The following is a 19,889-nucleotide window of genomic DNA, read 5'->3' on the forward strand; positions in this document are numbered from 1 at the left end:
CTTTGCCAGGATCAGCAGATCTGCCGCATCCGGCGCCAGGCGGCCGGCGTATCGCCGGCAATCTGTCTGAACGCCTTGGTCAAATGGGCCTGGTCGGTAAAGCCCAGCTGGGCGGCTATCTCCGCGACGGCCATATCGCTTTCGACGAGCAGCCTTTTCGCCAGGTCGATGCGCCTGGCGAGTTGCCACTGCAGCGGCGTCTTACCGGTGGTCTGCTTGAATACATTGGCAAACCAGCTTTCCGAAAGGCCGACGGTCGCAGCCATTTCGGCAACCGTCAGGCGGCAGTCCCTCAAGCCGTCGATGCGTGACACCAGCCTGTTCATCTGTGCCTGGGTCAGCCTGCCATTGGCTTTTTCGGTTTCATGGTCGGGTATGTCGAGAAGACCGGCGACGATGCTGCCCACGAGACTTTCGCCATAGACCGCGTGCTTTGACGGGCTGGATATCTCGTCGACCAGCAAACCCGCCAGCGTCTCGATGGCGCCGACATCCTGAAGCTCCACCGGCCGCCGCACCGCGGCCAAGGCGGCGGAGGCCCCAACCGAGGGCGACAGGAACCGGAGCAACCGATCCCTGTGCATATGCAGGTTGAGGTGGGAAAAGCGGTGCTTGGTTTCGCTGCTGGTCCACATGGGAACGCCGGCTGGAACATAGACGGCGCGGGTCATCGGACGATAGTGCTGCAAGCCGTCTCGGTTCGACACGCGAATTCGAGACGATACGTCGTTGAAGAAAATCATGATGCGCGGGTCGTCCGCCAAATAATAGCCCGTGGCGCCAGACTGGCTTTCCGCTTCCCAAAAGACACTGACCATGCCGTCGAAACGACGCCACTTGACCGGCGCGACAACCCTTATTCCCTCCGTATGCCAAGCCATGGAATGCCAATAACTCAACGCCGGATCCTTCACCATCTGCCATTAGAACATCATGCCCGCCACCAAGGCGTCGCGACCAGCTTGCTCAGGTAACCTAACATGACAGTCCGCGTCAGGTATATAAAGGCTCCCGCCAGATAGTAAAGGTCCGCACCGCAAAGCGCGCTGCCCGCCACGGCGGCACCTTCCGTCTTGACAAAGGATATCATTCGACCTTCACCTCACCCGGTCACAGCGGATAGATCTTCACGATCGTGGTCAGCCGGCATCGCCGCCATCTGATCCAGTGCCTTTATCCTCGTCACGATTATCTTATGGATGCCTTTCCCGGTATTCAGGCCATGCGGGAGAAATTTCGATGAACGTCCGACATACATTTTTCGATCTGAGCGGTCGCCACGCCGTCCTCACCGGTTCGAGCCGCGGCCTCGGCCTTGCCATGGCACGCGGACTTGCGTCCGCCGGAGCTCGGGTCACGCTGAACGGACGCGACGAGGCGACGCTTTCCGCAGCGGTGAACCAGTTGAAGACGGAGGGGTACGAGGCCTCCGGGCTGGTCTGCGACATCACCATGGCCGATGAGACGGAGGCAACGTTCGCCGGCCTCGACGGCGTCGATATCCTCGTCAACAATGCCGGCATTCAAATCCGCGCACCGTTCCTCGAGCACAGTGCCGAAACGTGGCGGCGGATGTTCAACACCCACGTGATGGGCGCGGTGTTTCCCTCGCAAGCGGTGCTGCCTGGGATGATCGAGCGCGGTGGCGGCAAGATCATCAACATCTGCTCGCTGATGAGCGAAGTCGGCCGCAAGACCGTCGTGCCCTACACGACAATGAAGGGCGCGCTGAAGATGCTGACCCGCGGCATGGCGACGGAACTGGCTCACCACAACATTCAGGTCAACGGCATCGGCCCTGGCTATTTTGCCACCGAGATGAACCGCGCGCTGATGGACGATCCGGCATTCGACGCCTTCGTGAAGAACCGCACGCCCGCCGCCCGCTGGGGCCAGCCGGAGGAACTTTCCGGTGCAGCGATCTTTCTGGCCTCTCCAGCATCGGATTTCGTCAACGGCCAGGTGCTCTATGTCGATGGTGGCATCCTTGCGGCTCTTTGAGCCGCTTCGCTTCCGCAATGTCCGGTGGGCGTTGAAGCCGCCAGGCGTCAGTTCTTTGCAGGCTGGTAGCCGAGCCCGGCGGAGGCGGTGAGCCCTGCCGTGCGCAGGAGGTCGACATATTCGGATTTCCTGCTTTCATCGAAGCGGAACATCGGAAAGGAAATCGACAGCGCAGCAATCGGTTTTCCGAGGTAGTTGAAGATCGGCGCCGCCATGCATCGCACGCCCGCCTCGCTCTCTTCCACCTCTTCGGCAAAACCACGACTGCGCGCCATCTGCAACTGGGCAAACAATTCCTGCGGATCGGTAATAGTGTGCGGCGCGAGCTTCGTCAGTTCCATCTTGCTGATCCGCTCCCGGATCTCGTCGTCGTCGCGCCATGCAAGAAGCGCCTTCCCAAGCGAGGTGCTGTGCAGCGGATTACGCAGCCCGAGCGTCGATTTCATCGAGAGACTGTAGGCGGAATCGTATTTGTGAATGTAGACGACCTTCTGGTCGCGATCATCGAGAATGCCCAGATTGACGGACTCGCCGGTCACCCTGGAAAGCTTTCCCATGGCCTGATCCGCCACACGCAGCAGATCCGTCTGCTCGGTCAGCGATCGCGCGCCGAGGCTGAACAGCTTCAGCGTCAATCCATATTTTTCCGTCTCCGCATCCTGCTCCACATAGCCGAGTTCAACCATGGTCTGCAGCAACCGATGCGCCGTGGTCTTCGACGTCATGGCTCGTTGAGCGAGATCGGCCAGGCTCACCTTCTTTCCCTCGACCAACGCCTCCATCACGGCGAAGACCTTAAGAACGGCGGCGACATTTTCGGTTTTTGGGTTCAGCTCTGACATAGCATGTTCTATTTTTTTTGAAACCTCATTCTGGAATTTGCAGAAACCCGTGTCAAGATAAAGGATGGGCGTTAGGAGATCCTGCCTCGCCAGAAGAAAACACGGAAAAACACAGTTGAAAAGCCGCATGGAGTGTGATTTCCTAAAATCCGGAATAACGTTCCGAATATTTGGGAGGACGGCGGCATGCATCCGCTGCTGCGGCAAAAGCAACACCTGATCCAGCGCAGCGACGTCTGCGGTCTCATCGATCGGCTGATCGATAACCTTATCCATATCGAGGATCGCACCGGTGAGTTCCTTCTGCGCCTCGATGACGGCCGGGTTATCGACACCAAGGGCTGGGCGGGCTGGGAATGGACCCATGGCGTCGCGCTGTTTGGCCTTCTCAAATATTGGCAGCTGACCGGCAATCAGAAGGTGATGGAGATCATCGTCGACTGGTTCGAAGCCCGGCTTTCCGAAGGTACCCCCACAAAGAACATCAACACGGTCGCCCCGTTCCTGACGCTTGCCCATCTCTATGAACTTACGGGGGATCCTCGGTGGCGGCCCTACCTGGAAACATGGGCCGAATGGGTGATGCACGAGATGCCGCGGACCCGCGAAGGCGGGCTGCAGCACATCGTCTATAACAGCGTCAATGACCAGCAGATGTGGGACGACACGCTGATGATGAGCGTGCTGCCGCTTGCCAAGATCGGCCTCGTGCTCAAACGGCCGGAGTTCGTGGAAGAGGCAAAATACCAGTTCCTGGTCCACGCCCAATATCTCTGCGACACGCAGACCGGCCTCTGGCTCCACGGCTGGACGTTCGACGGCAATCATAATTTTGCCCGCGCCAGATGGGCACGCGGCAATAGCTGGATCACCATCGCCATTCCGGAATTCATCGAACTCCTGGACCTTGCCGAAAACGATCCCCTCCGCCGCCATCTCGTGTCCCTGCTCGGCCGGCAGGCAGCGGCGCTGAAACTCCACCAGCACCCATCGGGCCTGTGGCACACGCTGGTCGATGATAGGTCGAGCTATCTGGAAGCTTCGGCGACCGCCGGCTTCGCCTATGGTTTGATGAAGGGCGTACGCAAGCGGTATCTGGGCATCGAGTATCTGGAAACCGCCGAGCAAGCCATGAAAGGCGTGATCGACAACATCAGCCCCGAGGGAGAGCTCCAGCAGGTCTCTTTCGGCACAGCGATGGGCGGTGATCTCGATTTCTACCGGCAGATCAAGCTGACGTCCATGCCCTACGGGCAGGCGATGGCGATGCTCTGCCTGACCGAGCTTTTGCGCAGCTTCATCTAGCGAGCTGCGCCGAGGAAGAATGGGCGTGTCCGGCAGGAGGAGCCGGCATGCAACAAGCCATGAACAACCGCATCCGGCGCCCACGAGGCGATACGGGTTAGAAGGAGGAGGACGAAATGACCAAACTGACAAGACGAGCATTGTTGGGCACCATGGGAGCGACTGCCGCCGCTGCCACGCTTCCGGCCATGCCGGCGTTTGCTGCCGATCGCTCGATTCGGCACTATTGGTGGGGCAATCCGGAGCGCGACAAGCGCACCTTTGCCGTCATCGACACATTCCAGAAGAAAAACGCCGGCATCGCAGTTTCCGGCGAAACGATCGGTTGGGGCGACTACTGGACCAAAATGGCGACCCAGACCGCCGGCCGGAACATGGCCGACCTCGTGCAGATGGACTACCGGTTCCTGTTCGAATACGTCAATCGCGGAGCGCTGAAGCCCCTCGACGAATTCGTCGGCAAGAGCCTGATGATCGCCGACTTCGACAAGGGGCCTCTTGATGGCGGCAAGGTCGATGGAAAGCTTTATGCTCTCAACATCGGCTCGAACAGCCAGGTCATGGTCCACAATAAGCGCGCCTTCCAGGAAGCGGGCATCGATGCCGACCTGATCAACTGGACCTGGGACGACTTCGCCAAGGCATGCGAAAAGATTACCGCCAAATCCGGCGGCAAGATGAAGGGGTCGGACGATCTGTCCCTGATGATCGAGACCTTCGAATCCTGGGTTCGCCAGAACGGTCGGGAATTCTACAGCCCCGACGGCAAGGTCACGGCGACAGCCGGCGACGTCACCAGCTGGTGGCAGATGTGGGCCGATCTGCGCAAGGCGGGGGTCGTTCGCGACAAGAACAAGACCGTCATTCTCGATCCGCCGATCGCCGAGTCGGGCATTGCCGTCGGCGACACCGCCATGTCTCACTACTGGTCCAACCAATTGGTCGGCATCCAGGCTGTGGCAAAAGACAAGATCGGCGCCGCCATGGTGCCCCACAAGGCGGGCGGCAAGCCTGGCCAGTTCATCAAGCCCTCGATGTTCCTGTCTCTCAGCCGGGACGCCAAGGATACGGAGGCCGCAATTGCCTATATGAATGCCTGGGTCAACGATCCTGAAATTACCGGTATTCTCGGCCTCGAGCGCGGCATTCCTTGTTCGCCGAAAATCCGTGAAGCGCTGGCCCCGAAGCTCACGGAAGTCGAGAAGCTCTCCGTCGACTATTTCACCGCGATCCAAAGCAAGGTCGGCCCGCTGCCGGTCCCCGCCCCCAAGGGAGCGGGAGAGGTGCGAGACGCCTTCATGCGTATCGGCACCGATGTCGTGCTTGGCAAGGTGGAAGTCGCGAAAGCCGCCAGCACCTTCATCGAGGATGCCCAGGCAATCATCGAGCGCGCCCAGTAATCGGCGCGGGAATATCAAGGCCCCGGCGGCACCTGCCGCCGGGGCCTCTCTTCCGACAACAAGGTCGTTTCGATGAAACGTTTTTTTGCCCGCAATGCACCGGCCTATGTGTTTCTTCTTCCATGGCTGATCGGATTTTTCCTGCTCGCGCTTGGGCCTATCCTTGCGTCGCTTTATCTTTCCTTCACCCGTTATGACATGGTGAGCGCGCCGCGATGGATCGGCTGGGGCAATTACGAATACATGTTCACGCGGGACCGGCGCTTCTGGAAAGCGCTGGAAGTGACGTTTACCTATGTTGCGCTGGCCGTGCCCGCCCGCCTGATCATGGCTCTCGGTGTCGCAATGCTGCTCGACAAGGGCCTGCGCACGATCGGCCTTTACCGAGCCATCTTCTATCTGCCGTCCCTGCTGGGCGCTTCCATTGCCATCGCCATCCTGTGGCGCCAGCTTTTCGCTGCCGACGGTGTGGTCAATCAGGTTCTGGCGATGGCGGGAATTCAGGGAGCCTCGTGGATCACCGATCCCGATACCTCGCTTTACACGCTGGTGGTGCTGGCCATGTGGCAGTTCGGCTCGCCGATGCTGATCTTCCTGGCGGGCCTGCGCGGCATACCGCGCGATCTTTACGAGGCAGCGGAAATCGACGGGACGCCGGGCTGGCGGCAATTTACCCGCATCACCTTGCCGCTTCTTGCCCCGGTGATCTTCTTCAATCTGGTGCTGCAGACCATCGATTCCTTCAAGACCTTTTCCAGCGCCTTCATCATCTCCAACGGTACCGGCGCTCCGGCGGACAGCCTCCTGTTTTATACGGTCTACCTGTTCAACGAAGCCTTCAAATTCTTCCGCATGGGTTATGCATCGGCGCTTGCCTGGTTCCTATTGGTCATCATAGCCACCTTCACCGCGATCGCTTTCTTCACTTCCAAATATTGGGTGCACTATGAAAACGAGCGCGACTGATCTGGAGCTCGCCATCCAGATGGACGAGGCCGCGGGCGTAGCTCACGAGCTGCGGCTGAAGCGCGACCGACAAAACCGCAACGGCCGGATCCTCAAGCATATCTTCCTGATCATCGTGTCATGCGTCATGCTCTATCCGCTGTTCTGGCTGCTCGCGTCCTCCTTCAAGCCGGAAAACGAGATCTTCGGCAGCCTGACGCTCTGGCCTTCCGAGTTTCGGTTCGAGAACTACACCAAGGGCTGGTACGCCCTGCCGATCTCTTTCACCGTCTTTTATGTGAATTCGGCGATCGTCACGGGCCTGTCGGTGATCGGAAATCTGGTTTCCTGCTCGTTCGCGGCCTACGCCTTTGCGCGATTGAGTTTCACCGGGCGCAGCTTCTTCTTCGCGCTGATGATGATGACCCTGATGATCCCCTATCACGTGGTTCTCATCCCTCAATATGTTCAGTTCCTGAACCTCGGCTGGGTCGACACCTATCTGCCCTTGGTGGTGCCGCGGTTCCTCGCCTCCGATGCCTTTTTCATCTTTCTGATGGTGCAGTTCTTTCGGCAATTGCCGCGCGAGCTGGATGAAGCGGCCATGATCGACGGCTGCTCGCCCTTCAAGATCTATTGGGCAATTATATTGCCGCTTTCGCTGCCGGCCATGGGCACGGCCGCGATCTTTTCGCTGATCTGGGTTTGGGAGGATTTCCTCGCCCCGCTCATCTACCTCAACGACATCAAGAGCTACACCGTGCCCCTGGCGCTTCGCCTCTTCCTCGATCAGGAAGGCCAGTCCGCCTACGGCCAGATGTTCGCGATGTCGGTTCTTTCACTGGTCCCGGTCGTCATCTTCTTCGTCCTGTTCCAGAAACTCATCGTGCGCGGCATCGCCACCTCCGGAATGAAATAGGGAACAAGACGCATGGCAGGATTGACGCTTCGAAACGTCGGCAAGCGCTATGGGGCGCTGTCCATCATCCAGGGGCTGAATCTGGACATCCACGACGGCGAGTTTCTTGTTCTCGTCGGTCCATCAGGCTGCGGAAAGTCGACGCTCCTTCGGATGATCGCGGGCCTCGAAGACATCAGCGAAGGAACGATCTCGATCGGCGGAAAGGTCGTCAACGATCTGCCCGCCTCGAAGCGCGAGCTTTCCATGGTCTTTCAAAGCTACGCTCTCTATCCCCATATGAGCGTTCGCAAGAACCTGGCCTTCGGTCTTCAGAACTTCAAGGTCTCGCGCACCGAGGTGGAGCGGCGGGTGGCAGAGGCCGCGCGCATCCTGCAAATCGAGCAGCTCATGGACCGCAAGCCCCGCCAGCTTTCCGGTGGCCAGAAGCAGCGGGTGGCAATCGGCAGGTCGATCGTGCGCGAGCCGCAGCTTTTCCTGTTCGACGAGCCGCTTTCCAATCTGGACGCTGAATTGCGCGTGCAGATGCGGGCGGAACTGGCCTCGCTCTACGCCCGCCTCGGCACCACCATGATCTATGTGACCCATGACCAGGTGGAAGCAATGACCATGGCAAGCCGGATCGTGGTCCTGCGGGGTGGCCAGATCGAACAGCTCGGCACACCCCAGGAACTCTATACCCGGCCGCAAAACCTCTTCGTAGCCGGCTTCATCGGCTCTCCGAAGATCAACATGCTGCAGGCGAAAGCAACGCGCCAAGCGGGCAGGACCGTGGTGTCGGTGGCCGGCATGCCCGATTTTGCGATTGCCGAGCTTCCGACCGACGATCAGGCGCTGACTTTATGCGTGCGGCCTTCGTCTCTGCGCGTCGGCAATGGCGATGTCACAGGCGAAGGCACGATCCGGCTGGTGGAATACCTTGGCAGCGAGACCTTGCTGCATATCACCCTGTCTTCAGGCCAGGTCCTGCTGGCCAGCGACAATGGGCGAGTGCCCTACCGGATGGGTGACCCGGTCAGCATCGGGTTCGACCTCTCCGACCTCCACTATTTCGATGGCGCAGGCAAACGCATCGAACCCACTCAGAAGGAAAGCCAGGCAAAGTGAAGATAGCCATTGTTGGATGCGGTTCACGGCATCAGATGTTCCGCAATTCCGTTGTTGAAGATTATGCCGACAAACATGAGATCGTTGCACTTTGCGACAGCAACGCGCATCGCCTCAGCGAAGCGGCGCGAGCGGCTTCAAAGCCCGGAACGAACGGCGTCGCCACCTACCTCGCCGCCGATTTCGACCGGCTGATTGCGGAGCAGAAGCCGGATACGATTGTCGTCGCGACGCCGGATTTCCTGCATGCCGATTATATCGTTCGTGCCTTCGAGGCCGGCTGCGACGTCATTTGCGAAAAGCCGCTGACGATCGATCTCAGCCGTCTCAAGCAGATCGTCGATGCCCAGGCGCGCACGGGCCGGAAGGTGACCGTGACCTTCAACTACCGCTATTCGCCGGCGCGCACCCAGATCAAGGAACTGATTTCGTCCGGGGCGATCGGCATGGTGACGGCGGTCGATTTCCGCTGGCACCTCGACCGGGTTCACGGCGCCGATTATTTCCGCCGCTGGCACCGCCAGAAGGAGAATTCCGGCGGGCTCCTGGTCCATAAATCAACCCACCATTTCGATCTTCTCAACTGGTGGCTGGGGACCGCGCCGACGGAAGTGCTGGCCTCCGGCCGTCGGGTCTTTTATCGACCGGAAACGGCGGTCGAACTTGGTCTCGCGGGCCGTGGGCCACGCTGCAGCGACTGTCCCGTGGCCCACAAGTGCGATTTCCGGCTCGACCTTGCCGCCGACGAAAACCTGCGTAATCTCTACGTCGAGGCTGAACACGAAGACGGCTATTTCCGCGACCTTTGCGTATTCGACGAAGATATCGGCATCGAAGATACGATGCAGGCGCATATCCGCTATGCGTCGGGCGTCACCGCCAATTACACCCTGACGGCCTATTCACCCTGGGAAGGGTTGGAGATCAAGTTCCAGGGCACCAAGGGCGACATCACCCATCGCCATGTCGAGGTCCATGGGGTGTTCGGCGGCAAACGCGCCCATGCAGATGAAGACGCGATCACCACGGAACTTCACCTGGCCGGCGAGCCTCCGCGCCAGCTTGCAGTTCCGAAGGCTGCCGGGGATCACGGCGGCGCGGATCCGGTCATGCTGGGTTATATCTTTGATCCGGAAAGCATGCAGCCCGATCCCTACGGCCGTGCCTCCGATCATGTTGCCGGCGCCTGGTCCATCCTCACCGGCATCGCCGCCAACGCTTCCATAGAGACGGGTTCGCTCGTCAACATCCAATCCATGCTTCGCGCTCGCGGCATCCACCTGAACGGGTAGTTCCCATGGCTTTTAACCTTCGCATCGGCGTCATCGGTATAGACCACGGCCATATCTACGGCATGATCAACGGCATGCTGGACGCCGGCGCCACGCTCGTTGCATGGACGACCGGCGACGAGACGCCGGAGGCGGTCCGCAAGACATTCCAGGAAACCTATCCGGATCTGCCCGCCCGGCCGATGCAGGCCATCCTCGAGGACGAGAGCATTGGCCTTGTCCTGTCGGCCGCAATCAACAGCGAACGCGCCGATATCGCAGTGGCAGCAATGGGCCATGGCAAGGACGTTCTGGTCGATAAACCCGGCTGCACCAGCCTGGAACAGCTGGCAGACATCCAGCGCACCGTCTCGGAAACCGGGCGGCGCTGGGTCGTATCCTTTTCCGAACGCGTCTCCGTCGAGAGCGCCACCCTGGCGGATCAGCTGGTCGCCGAAGGCCGGATCGGCAAGGTCGTTCAGACGGTCGGTCTCGGACCGCATCGCTTGAATGCGCATCTCAGGCCGGATTGGTTCTGGGACAGGACCCGCTGCGGCGGGATTCTTGCCGATATCTGTGCCCATCAGTTCGACCAGTTCCTGCATTATACCGGCTCGACCGACGCACGCGTTGTTTCCGCCCATGTGACCAATGTCGCAAATCCCGACCGGCCCGGATTTCAGGATTTTGGCGAGGTGCTTCTGGAAGGCAATGGCGGCCGGGGTTATGCCCGGGTGGATTGGCTGACGCCCGACGGTCTTCCCGTTTGGGGCGACGGCAGGATGACCATTCTGGGGACGGAAGGTTATATCGAGTTGCGCAAATACATCGATATCGCCGGTCACGACGGCCAAGACCACGTTTTTCTGGTCGATAAAAGGGGCGTGCAGCGTTTCGAGGCGAAAGGCGCCGGAAAACCCTTCTTCGCCCGTCTGGTTGCCGATGTGGAAAGGCGCACCGAGGTAGCCATGCCCCAGTCCCATGCGTTGCTTGCGACGCGGTTGGGACTGCAGGCGCAACTCCTCGCCGAAGAGAAAAAAGACCGATGACGAAGCGCATCCGTGTCGCCGTCATCGGCGCGGGTATAGGCAAGGCCCATATCGCCGCTTATGTGCAATTGGCCGATCTTTTCGAGGTCCGTTACGTCTGTGATCTCAACCGGCCTCGCGCCGAGGACGCGGCGCAACAAGCTCCGGGCAGCCGGGTGGTTGCCGACATCAGCGAGGTCTTCGCCGACCCCTGCGTGGATCTGGTCGACATCTGCCTGCCGCCACAGCTGCATGCGCCGATGACGCTTGCCGCACTGGAGGCAAGAAAGCACGTGGTCTGCGAAAAGCCGCTTGCCGGTTCAATAACCGAGGTGCGCCGGATCGCTGAGCTTGCCGCACGAACGGGGCGGCAGGTCTTTCCCGTATTCCAGTACCGTTATGGCGCCGGCTACCGGGCAGCACACGAATTGAAGGTCCGGGGTCTCCTGGGCCGGCCTTACGTGGTGGCACTGGAGACACACTGGCAACGCGGATCCGATTATTACGCAGAGCGCTGGCGGGGCACCTGGAAAGGCGAGCTCGGCGGCGTGCTCGTCAGTCATGCGTGCCATATCCACAACCTGACGACCCATCTCGCGGGAGACGTCGTGGAGGTTGCCGCCTTCCTCGATACGCGCGTCAATCCCATCGAGACCGAAGATTGCGCCGTGCTTTCGATGCGCACCGCAGCGGGGGCGCTGATCACGTCCTCGGTCACCTTGGGTGCGGCCGGAAACAGTTCGCGGCTGAGGATGTGTTTCGAGCATGTCACGGTCACCTCGGGCACGGAACCCTATCAGATAGGGGCAGGACCGTGGAAGTTCGAAGCCACCGCCCCGTCGCGGCAGCCCGAGATCGATGCGGTAACACGAGATATACCCGACATCCTTCCGCGATTTCCGGGACTATTCGCGGATGTCCATGCACGACTTGCCGGCGAACCTGACCTTTACCTGCCGTCGCTTCAGGAAAGCTATCACTCGATCGAGCTTGTCACGGCGATCTACGCATCGGCAAGGGAAGGCCAGGTCGTACGCCTGCCGCTTTCCGCAGATCACCCCCTCGCCGCGGGCTGGCTGCCGGCCTGAACAGGACAGACAGTCGCGAAGCCCGAAAGGGTCGCTCAGGCGGCCGTCGCCCGCTCAGCCACCGCGCGATGCACTGCCGTCTGAAGTTGCTCTTGAGTGAAGGGCTTCATCATCCGCGGCAGATCTGAAAGCCCGTGATCTTCGTGCAGTTCAACATATCCGGAGGCGAGGATCACCGGCAAACCCGGATAGGAGGCGAGGATCCGGCGCGCCAGTTCCGCGCCTGTCATGCCCGGCATGGCGTGGTCCGTGATGACAAGGTCGAACTTCTGGTCAGAGCCAAGAATTTCGAGCGCCGCGGCGGCCGAGGATGCCTCCGTGGCGACATGGCCAAGATCTTCCAGCATTGCCGACGTTCCCATGCTGACAAGCGTATCGTCGTCGACCACAAGCACCGTCAGCGCATGCGGCACATTGGGAGCAGCGTCTGGCGGTGTAGCCTCCGGTGACACCGCCGCCACCGCAATATTTTCGGCGACCGGCAGCCACAGCGATACCGTCGTTCCCTCTCCTTTCACGCTCGACAGATCCAGGATGCCACCCGATTGAGCCGCCAGGCCGTGCACCATGGAGAGGCCCAGACCTGTCCCCTTTCCAGGCCCTTTCGTTGTAAAAAACGGCTCGGCCGCGCGGGTGACGGTCGCTTCGTCCATGCCCTCTCCGGTGTCGGAAACCGAAATCCGCACGTATCGACCCGCGGCCAGGCGGCCGTGCCTCGATACATCTTTCTCTTCTGCGGACACCATGATCGTGCCGCCCTCGATCATGGCGTCGCGCGCGTTCACGAACAGATTGAGGAGAGCAAGTTCGAGCTGATTGCTATCGACCAACAACTGTGGAAGCCGTGGCGGAATATCTTTTCCGATATCGACCCCAGGTCCCAACGCCTTGCTCAGGAGGTCCTGAATGTTTTCGAAAAGTTCGGCGAAATCGACCGCGTGCGGCTTCAATTCCTGGCGGCGCGCGAAGGCCAGCAGCCGTTGGGTCAAAGCCGCGCCGCGCTCGGCTGCCTGTATCGCATTGGCGATCAGCCGTTCGCTTTTCTCATCGATTGGAAGCCGCTTCTTCAGGAGGTTCAAGCTACCCAGCACCGCCATCAGCAGGTTGTTGAAATCGTGGGCGACGCCGCCGGTCAGCTGGCCGATCGTGTCCAGCTTTTGCGCCTCGAACAATTGCGCAAGCGCTTCTTCGCGCTCGCGCGTCCTCTGGTCGATCCGCTCTTCGAGCTCTTCATTGAGCTGACGGAGCTGGTTCGAGGACGCTTCGAGTTCGGCGGTGCGTTCCCGAACCCTATCCTCGAGTTCGGCATTCAACCGCTCCAGTTCCCTCGTCTTCCGGTACAGGTCGGCGAATACCCGAACCTTGGCCCGCAGAACCTCCGGAACGATGGGTACGGAGACATAGTCGACGGCACCCGCCGCATAGCCCCGCAGCCGGTCCGGTTCCGCCATCATGACGGCCGACACAAAAATGATCGCCGTATGCTGGTATCGGGGATGTTCCCTGATCATGCTGACGAGCTCGAAGCCATCCTGCTCCGGCATGCAGACATCCACGAGAATGACCGCGATATCGTTGCGCAGGAGATGCTCCAGGGCCTCCCTGCCCGACTGGGCCTTGATCAGGTTTTCGCCAAGTTCCTGCAGCACGACTTCATAACTCAGGAGCTTTGCCGGCTGATCGTCCACGAGAAGGATATTGACGGGGTTCATGGCCATATCCCTAACGATGCAGCCACATGCGGAGCGCGGAAAGCAATTGCTCCGTATTGACCGGCTTTGCCAGATAATCCGACGCACCCGCCTCCAGGCACTTTTCGCGGTCTCCCTTCATCGCCTTTGCGGTCAGCGCAAGAATGGGCAGGCGCCGGAACCTGGGGTCTGAACGGATCACCTGCATTGTTTCGTAACCGTCCATTCCAGGCATCATGATGTCCATCAGAACGATCGCAACAGCCGGCTCCCTGTGAATGACGTCGATGGCTTCGCTGCCGGTCGTCGCTGTCAGAACCCTCATTCCGCGCCGCTCCAGAACGCTGCTGAGAGCAAAGATATTGCGGGCGTCGTCGTCCACCAGCAGAACGGTCTCACCAATCAGATCCTCGTCGGAACTGTGAAGTTCTTCCAGCATCGCTTGCTTGGCGGCCGGCATATCGGCAACGACCCGGTGGAGGAACAATGCAGTCTCATCCAGGAGACGCTCGGGCGACTCCACACCTTTCACGACGACGCTGCGCGCCATCGTGTGTAGCTGGGCGTCCTCTTCTAGCGAAAGCTCGCGGCCCGTGAATACCACGACCGGAACCTCGGCAATGTCACTGTCGTCGCGGATTTTTTCGAGAACTTCGAAGCCTGACATGTCCGGTAGGGTAAGATCGAGAACGACGCAGTCGGCCGGGTCCTGCTTGAGCGCAGCCAGCGCTTCGGCGCCCGAGCCTACACTTTCGATGTCGATGTCATCATGGCTGAGCAGGGCAGTCACGCTCAGCCGCTCCGCCTCGCTGTCTTCCACGAGCAGAAGCCGCTTGCGACGAGGTTCGGCATAGTTCTTCAGCCGCAGGAATGCCTTCCCGAGGCTGTCGGTAGTTGTTGGCTTGCTCATGAAGGCGAAGGCGCCGCGCGTCAGGCCATGCTGACGGTCTTCATCAAGGCTGATGATCTGGACCGGAATATGCCGCGTCGCCGCGCTCTGCTTGAGCTGGCTCAGCACCGTCCAGCCGAGCATGTCCGGCAGGAAGATGTCGAGGGATATCGCGGCGGGTTTGTATTCCTGCGCAAAATCCAACGCTTCGCTGCCGCGCGCGGTCACCAGGACCTTGAACCCGCTGTCATGAGCCAGATCGACAAGCACGCGGGCGTAATGAGGATCATCCTCGACGATCAACAAAACCGCGTCCCCGGGGTTTATTGCGCCACGATCGTCTTCGACCTGTTCCATGGATTTGTCGGCACGCCGTGCCGCGGCCGCTTCCGCGAGCTGAACCACGTTGCTTTGTGCCGGCAGGTATTTTGGCGCGGGGGAAGCGCCGACATATGTCAGCGGCAGGAAGAGTACGAACGTGCTGCCGACGCCGGGCGTGCTGCGCAGCTGGATTTCGCCGCCAAGCAGGCTCGCGAGCTCGCGGCTGATCGCAAGACCTAGCCCGGTGCCTCCGTATTTCCGGCTGGTCGAGGCATCCGCCTGTTGGAACGCCTCGAATATGATGCGCTGCTTTTCGGGCGGGATGCCGATACCGGTATCGGAGACTTCGAAGGCAATCACCGACGGGGCATGTTTGAGAGAAGGATGATCCGGAGACCACCCTTCCGTGACCGGAGCGACTTTCAGCGTGACGCCGCCCTGCGCGGTGAACTTGAAGGCGTTGGACAACAGGTTCTTGAGGATCTGCTGCAGCCGCTTGGAGTCGGTGATGATGCTTCTCGGCACCTCTTCGCCGATCTCGACCATGTAGCTGAGATCGCGGTTTTCCGCCTCATGCCTGAACGGCCTCGACATCATCTCCAGCAAGTTGGTGATGAATATCTCCTCCGCATCGACCGAAACGGTCCCCGACTCGATTTTGGAGAGGTCGAGAATATCGCTGATCAGGTTGAGGAGATCGGTGCCCGCCCCATGGATCGTCTTTGCAAACTCCACCTGCTTGGCGGAGAGGTTGCCGTCGGGATTTTCTCCCAGCTGCTGGCCGAGGATCAGAATCGAGTTGAGCGGCGTGCGCAGTTCGTGCGACATGTTGGCGAGGAATTCGGATTTGTATTTCGATGTCAGCGCCAGCTCGGTCGCCTTTTCTTCGAGTGCGCGCCGCGCTTGCTCGATTTCCTGGTTCTTCGCCTCGACCTCGACATTTCGTTCTTCGAGCTGCTGCGCCTTTTGCTCAAGCTGCTCGTTGGTCTGCTGCAATTCCCTCTGCTGCGTCTGAAGCTCGGTCGCAAGCTGTTGAGACTGCTTGAGCAGGCCTTCCGTCTGCATCGTCGCCTCGATCGAGTTGAGCACGATGCCGATCGAGGTCGTCAACTGGTCGAGGAAGGAAAGCTGCAGCTCGGTGAATTCGCCGGCCGAAGCAAGCTCGATCACCGCCTTGACCTGTCCTTCGAAGTGAACCGGCAGAACGATGGCGCTCTTGGGAAGGGCCGAGAAAACCCCCGAGCTGATGGGAACGACGTTGTCGGGAAGATTGGTAACCAGAATGCGACGGGCATCGATCGCGCACTGCCCCACCAGGCCCTGACCGAATTCCAGGCGCCGGGGATGGGCCGCACCGACCCCGTCCGCGTAGCTGGACAGGAGAGACAGGGTTGGCTGGCGATCCTCCGCGTCCACCTGGTAGATCACGCCTTGATGTGCCCCGACGAGGGGTGCCAGTTCCGAAAGCAGCATTTTCCCGACCAGCGTCAGGTCGCGCTGCCCCTGGAGCATGTTGGTGAACCTCGCCAGATTCGTCTTCAGCCAGTCCTGTTCGGTATTCTGCTCCGTCGTCAGGCGCAGGTTGCCGATCATCGTATTGATGTTGTCCTTGAGTTCGGCAACTTCACCGCGCGCTTCCACCTGGATCGACCGCGTCAGGTCGCCCTTGGTCACGGCGGTTGCGACCTCGGCGATAGCCCGGACCTGGGTGGTCAGGTTGGCCGCCAGCAGGTTGACGTTGCCAGTCAGGTCTTTCCATGTACCGGCGGTGCCCGGCACGTTCGCCTGACCGCCAAGGCGGCCTTCCACGCCCACTTCGCGGGCCACCGTGGTGACCTGGTCGGCGAAGGTCGCGAGTGTATTGGTCATGTTGTTGATGGTTTCCGCAAGCGCGGCGACCTCGCCCTTGGATGCGACGGTGAGGTTCTGCTTGAGGTCGCCGTTGGCAACCGCCGTCACCACCTTGACGATGCCGCGCACCTGTTCGGTCAGGTTGGCGGCCATGACGTTGACCGTGTCGGTCAAGTCTTTCCACGTCCCCGCGACGCCCGGCACCTGCGCCTGGCCGCCGAGCTTGCCCTCGGTGCCGACTTCGCGGGCCACGCGCGTGACTTCGCCCGCAAAGGCGTTGAGCTGGTCAACCATCGTGTTGATGGTATTTTTGAGTTCCAGGATTTCGCCCTTCACATCCACCGTGATCTTGCGCGACAGGTCGCCTCGCGCGACGGCAGTCGTCACTTCGGCGATGTTGCGGACCTGTGTGGTGAGATTGGCGGCAAGCAGGTTGACGTTGTCGGTCAGATCCTTCCAGGTTCCCGCGACGCCCGGCACGACCGCCTGGCCGCCAAGGCGCCCGTCGGTGCCGACCTCGCGCGCCACGCGCGTCACTTCACCCGCGAACGACCGTAGCTGGTCGACCATGGTGTTGAGCGTGTCCTTCAGCAGGAGGATTTCGCCGCGAACGTCGACGGTGATCTTGCGCGACAAGTCGCCATTGGCGATCGCGGTGGCGACCTCGGCGATGTTGCGGACCTGGGCGGTCAGGTTGCCGGCCATCGAGTTCACGCTGTCGGTCAGGTCCTTCCATGTGCCGGCGACACCCGACACCTGCGCCTGGCCGCCGAGCTTGCCTTCGGTGCCGACTTCGCGCGCCACGCGCGTCACTTCACCGGCGAAGGCGTTGAGCTGGTCCACCATCGTGTTGATGGTATTCTTCAGTTCGAGGATTTCACCCTTCACGTCGACGGTGATCTTGCGCGACAGGTCTCCTCTTGCGACCGCGGTCGTCACTTCGGCGATGTTGCGCACCTGACCGGTGAGGTTGGAGGCCATCGAGTTGACGTTCTCGGTCAGATCCTTCCAGGTGCCGGCAACGCCCGGCACCTGAGCCTGGCCACCGAGTTTGCCTTCGGTCCCCACTTCGCGCGCCACACGGGTCACTTCCGAGGCGAACCGGTTGAGCTGATCCACCATCGTGTTGAGTGTTTCCTTCAGCTGAAGAATTTCACCCTTCACGTCGACGGTGATCTTGCGTGACAGGTCGCCGTTGGCGATCGCCGTCGAGACCTCGGCGATGTTGCGGACCTGGGCCGTCAGATTGCCCGCCATCGAATTGACCGAATCCGTCAAATCCTTCCAGGTGCCGGCAACACCAAGAACGTTCGCCTGGCCCCCAAGTCGCCCTTCCGTCCCGACCTCGCGCGCGACACGCGTCACCTCGCCGGCGAAGCCGTTGAGCTGATCCACCATCGTGTTGATGGTTTCCTTCAGCTCCAGTATTTCTCCGGATACCGTCACGGTAATCTTCTTCGACAAGTCGCCCTGGGCGACGGCGGTCGCGACTTCGGCGATGTTTCGCACCTGGCCCGTGAGGTTGGAGGCCATCGAGTTGACCGAGTCGGTCAAATCCTTCCAGGTTCCGGCGACACCGCGCACATTCGCCTGGCCACCGAGCCGACCCTCGGTCCCCACTTCGCGCGCGACACGCGTTACTTCCGATGCAAACGCATTGAGCTGGTCGACCATGGTGTTGATGGTCTGCTTCAGCTCCAGGATTTCACCCTTCACATCGACGGTGATTTTCTTTGACAAGTCGCCATTGGCAATTGCCGTAGAGACCTCGGCGATGTTACGGACCTGTGCCGTCAGGTTCCCGGCCATGGAGTTGACGTTCTCCGTCAGGTCCTTCCAGGTGCCGGCGACGCCGCGAACGTTGGCCTGGCCGCCGAGTCGTCCTTCCGTTCCCACTTCGCGGGCGACGCGCGTTACTTCCGAGGCAAATGCGTTGAGCTGATCCACCATCGTGTTGATGGTTTCCTTCAGCTCCAGGATTTCTCCCGAAACCGTGACCGTGATCTTTTTCGACAAGTCGCCATTGGCGATCGCCGTCGACACTTCTGCGATGTTGCGGACCTGGGCCGTAAGATTGGATGCCATGGAGTTGACGTTGTCGGTCAAGTCTTTCCAGGTTCCGGCGACGCCCGGCACCTGGGCCTGGCCGCCCAAGCGGCCTTCAGTGCCGACTTCGCGGGCAACGCGCGTCACCTCGCCGGCAAAACCGTTGAGCTGGTCCACCATCGTATTGATGGTTTCCTTCAATTCAAGGATTTCGCCGGACACATCGACGGTGATCTTGCGTGAAAGGTCGCCGCGGGCGACGGCGGTCGTGACCTGGGCAATATTTCGCACCTGCGCCGTCAGGTTACCGCACATTGCGTTGACCGAGTCGGTCAAATCCTTCCAGGTGCCGGCGACACCCGGCACGAGCGCCTGGCCACCCAACTTTCCTTCCGTACCGACCTCTCGGGCAACGCGCGTCACTTCCGATGCGAAGGAACGGAGCTGGTCGACCATCGTGTTGATGGCTTCCTTCAGCTGCAGAATTTCACCGCGAACGTCGACGGTGATCTTTTTGGAAAGATCGCCGTTGGCGACTGCAATCGTGACGTCTGCGATATTGCGGACCTGAGCGGTCAGGTTGGAGGCCATCGAATTGACGCTCTCGGTCAGGTCTTTCCAAACGCCGGTGACTTCCGGAACCTGAGCCTGCCCACCCAATTTTCCGTCCGTCCCGACTTCGCGGGCGACACGCGTCACTTCGGACGTGAACACGCTCAGCTGCTTGATCATCGTGTTGACGATCTCGGCCGAACGCAGGAACTCCCCTTTCAGCGGGCGCCCATCGACGTCAAGCGGAACCGTTTGCAGCAGGTCGCCTTTGGCGACCGCCGTGATCGTCCGGGTAACCGCCGTCGTCGGCCACAGCAAGTCGTCGATCAGGGTGTTGATCGACCCTTCCATGTCCGCCCAGGCCCCATCGGAAAGGCCAAATCTGACGCGCGTGCTGGTGCGTCCATCCCGCCCGACCACCTGACCGACATTTTCGAGCTGCGCCGCCATCTTCTGGTTGGCCGCGATGATATCGTTCAATGTATCTGCAATTTTTCCGGTGACGCCGGTCATGTCGGACCGCATCCGCACCGAAAAGTCTCCTCGCCTCATCGCCAGGAGGGCTTCAAGCAGGGCGCGGGCGTCTTCGTCCGCCATCACCGCCACATCTACATCCGAAAGGTCATCCGAATC

Annotated in this window: 14 protein-coding genes; 9 read left to right on the forward strand and 5 right to left on the reverse strand. The window is 60.6% G+C overall.

What is annotated here, in order from left to right; genetic code table 11:
* Nucleotides 1–11 precede the first annotated feature (11 nt).
* Both C5L10_RS00265 and C5L10_RS33445 read right to left on the reverse strand, forming a co-directional pair.
* Nucleotides 12–899 (reverse strand): AraC family transcriptional regulator, encoded by an 888-nt coding sequence (locus C5L10_RS00265; protein WP_205836999.1) that lies wholly within the window; start codon nt 897–899, stop codon nt 12–14.
* A 32-nt stretch (nt 900–931) separates the two neighbouring features.
* Nucleotides 932–1,090, reverse strand: a complete 159-nt coding sequence (locus C5L10_RS33445; protein WP_172716846.1) for a hypothetical protein — start codon at nt 1,088–1,090, stop codon at nt 932–934.
* A gap of 149 nt (nt 1,091–1,239) precedes the next feature.
* On the opposite strand from C5L10_RS33445, the gene C5L10_RS00275 reads away from it, so the two are divergent.
* Entirely contained in the window at nt 1,240–2,001 is a 762-nt protein-coding gene (locus tag C5L10_RS00275; protein ID WP_105428027.1) for an SDR family oxidoreductase, read from the forward strand.
* A 47-nt stretch (nt 2,002–2,048) separates the two neighbouring features.
* Here C5L10_RS00275 and kdgR read toward each other — a convergent pair whose 3' ends face one another.
* Nucleotides 2,049–2,972 (reverse strand): DNA-binding transcriptional regulator KdgR, encoded by a 924-nt coding sequence (kdgR, locus tag C5L10_RS00280; protein ID WP_245447873.1) that lies wholly within the window; start codon nt 2,970–2,972, stop codon nt 2,049–2,051.
* A 57-nt stretch (nt 2,973–3,029) separates the two neighbouring features.
* On the opposite strand from kdgR, the gene C5L10_RS00285 reads away from it, so the two are divergent.
* The 8 genes from C5L10_RS00285 (at nt 3,030) to C5L10_RS00320 (ending at nt 11,906) form a co-directional block, all read left to right on the forward strand.
* Nucleotides 3,030–4,148 (forward strand): glycoside hydrolase family 105 protein, encoded by a 1,119-nt coding sequence (locus C5L10_RS00285; RefSeq protein WP_105428028.1) that lies wholly within the window; start codon nt 3,030–3,032, stop codon nt 4,146–4,148.
* 116 nt (nt 4,149–4,264) lie between these two features.
* Nucleotides 4,265–5,548, forward strand: coding sequence for an ABC transporter substrate-binding protein (locus tag C5L10_RS00290; protein ID WP_105428029.1), 1,284 nt, complete (start codon nt 4,265–4,267; stop codon nt 5,546–5,548).
* Between the two features lie 72 nt (nt 5,549–5,620).
* Nucleotides 5,621–6,514, forward strand: a complete 894-nt coding sequence (locus tag C5L10_RS00295; RefSeq protein WP_105428030.1) for a carbohydrate ABC transporter permease — start codon at nt 5,621–5,623, stop codon at nt 6,512–6,514.
* A 19-nt stretch (nt 6,515–6,533) separates the two neighbouring features.
* A complete protein-coding gene (locus C5L10_RS00300; RefSeq protein ID WP_371411901.1) occupies nt 6,534–7,412 on the forward strand; it encodes a carbohydrate ABC transporter permease in 879 nt (292 codons plus the stop codon).
* Nucleotides 7,413–7,424: 12 nt separating this feature from the next.
* Nucleotides 7,425–8,519, forward strand: a complete 1,095-nt coding sequence (locus C5L10_RS00305; RefSeq protein WP_105428032.1) for an ABC transporter ATP-binding protein — start codon at nt 7,425–7,427, stop codon at nt 8,517–8,519.
* The gene (locus C5L10_RS00310) at nt 8,516–9,811 is read left to right on the forward strand and encodes a Gfo/Idh/MocA family protein (protein ID WP_105428033.1); all 1,296 of its coding nucleotides are present in this window, start codon (nt 8,516–8,518) and stop codon (nt 9,809–9,811) included. The genes C5L10_RS00305 and C5L10_RS00310 overlap by 4 nt, the downstream gene beginning before the upstream one ends.
* A 5-nt stretch (nt 9,812–9,816) precedes the next feature.
* Entirely contained in the window at nt 9,817–10,839 is a 1,023-nt protein-coding gene (locus tag C5L10_RS00315) for a Gfo/Idh/MocA family protein (RefSeq protein ID WP_105428034.1), read from the forward strand.
* On the forward strand, nt 10,836–11,906 hold the full coding sequence (locus tag C5L10_RS00320) for a Gfo/Idh/MocA family protein (protein ID WP_105428035.1): 1,071 nt from the start codon (nt 10,836–10,838) through the stop codon (nt 11,904–11,906). Before C5L10_RS00315 ends, C5L10_RS00320 begins: the two co-directional genes overlap by 4 nt.
* A 35-nt stretch (nt 11,907–11,941) precedes the next feature.
* Here C5L10_RS00320 and C5L10_RS00325 read toward each other — a convergent pair whose 3' ends face one another.
* Nucleotides 11,942–13,618 (reverse strand): response regulator, encoded by a 1,677-nt coding sequence (locus tag C5L10_RS00325; RefSeq protein ID WP_105428036.1) that lies wholly within the window; start codon nt 13,616–13,618, stop codon nt 11,942–11,944.
* A 10-nt stretch (nt 13,619–13,628) separates the two neighbouring features.
* On the reverse strand, nt 13,629–19,853 hold the full coding sequence (locus C5L10_RS00330; protein ID WP_172716881.1) for a HAMP domain-containing protein: 6,225 nt from the start codon (nt 19,851–19,853) through the stop codon (nt 13,629–13,631).
* Between the last annotated feature and the right edge of the window lie 36 nt (nt 19,854–19,889).

This window comes from Neorhizobium sp. T6_25 (assembly GCF_002968555.1).
Taxonomy (GTDB): Bacteria; Pseudomonadota; Alphaproteobacteria; order Rhizobiales; family Rhizobiaceae; genus Neorhizobium.

Bases quoted from the DNA above. Each gene is read 5' to 3' on its own strand.
- C5L10_RS33445 (WP_172716846.1), bottom strand. From the start codon at position 1,090: ATGATATCCTTTGTCAAGACGGAAGGTGCCGCCGTGGCGGGCAGCGCG.
- C5L10_RS00275 (WP_105428027.1), top strand. From the start codon at position 1,240: ATGAACGTCCGACATACATTTTTCGATCTGAGCGGTCGCCACGCCGTC.
- kdgR (WP_245447873.1), bottom strand. From the start codon at position 2,972: ATGCGGCTTTTCAACTGTGTTTTTCCGTGTTTTCTTCTGGCGAGGCAG.
- C5L10_RS00285 (WP_105428028.1), top strand. From the start codon at position 3,030: ATGCATCCGCTGCTGCGGCAAAAGCAACACCTGATCCAGCGCAGCGAC.
- C5L10_RS00290 (WP_105428029.1), top strand. From the start codon at position 4,265: ATGACCAAACTGACAAGACGAGCATTGTTGGGCACCATGGGAGCGACT.
- C5L10_RS00295 (WP_105428030.1), top strand. From the start codon at position 5,621: ATGAAACGTTTTTTTGCCCGCAATGCACCGGCCTATGTGTTTCTTCTT.
- C5L10_RS00300 (WP_371411901.1), top strand. From the start codon at position 6,534: ATGGACGAGGCCGCGGGCGTAGCTCACGAGCTGCGGCTGAAGCGCGAC.
- C5L10_RS00305 (WP_105428032.1), top strand. From the start codon at position 7,425: ATGGCAGGATTGACGCTTCGAAACGTCGGCAAGCGCTATGGGGCGCTG.
- C5L10_RS00315 (WP_105428034.1), top strand. From the start codon at position 9,817: ATGGCTTTTAACCTTCGCATCGGCGTCATCGGTATAGACCACGGCCAT.
- C5L10_RS00320 (WP_105428035.1), top strand. From the start codon at position 10,836: ATGACGAAGCGCATCCGTGTCGCCGTCATCGGCGCGGGTATAGGCAAG.
- C5L10_RS00325 (WP_105428036.1), bottom strand. From the start codon at position 13,618: ATGAACCCCGTCAATATCCTTCTCGTGGACGATCAGCCGGCAAAGCTC.
- C5L10_RS00330 (WP_172716881.1), bottom strand. From the start codon at position 19,853: ATGGCGGACGAAGACGCCCGCGCCCTGCTTGAAGCCCTCCTGGCGATG.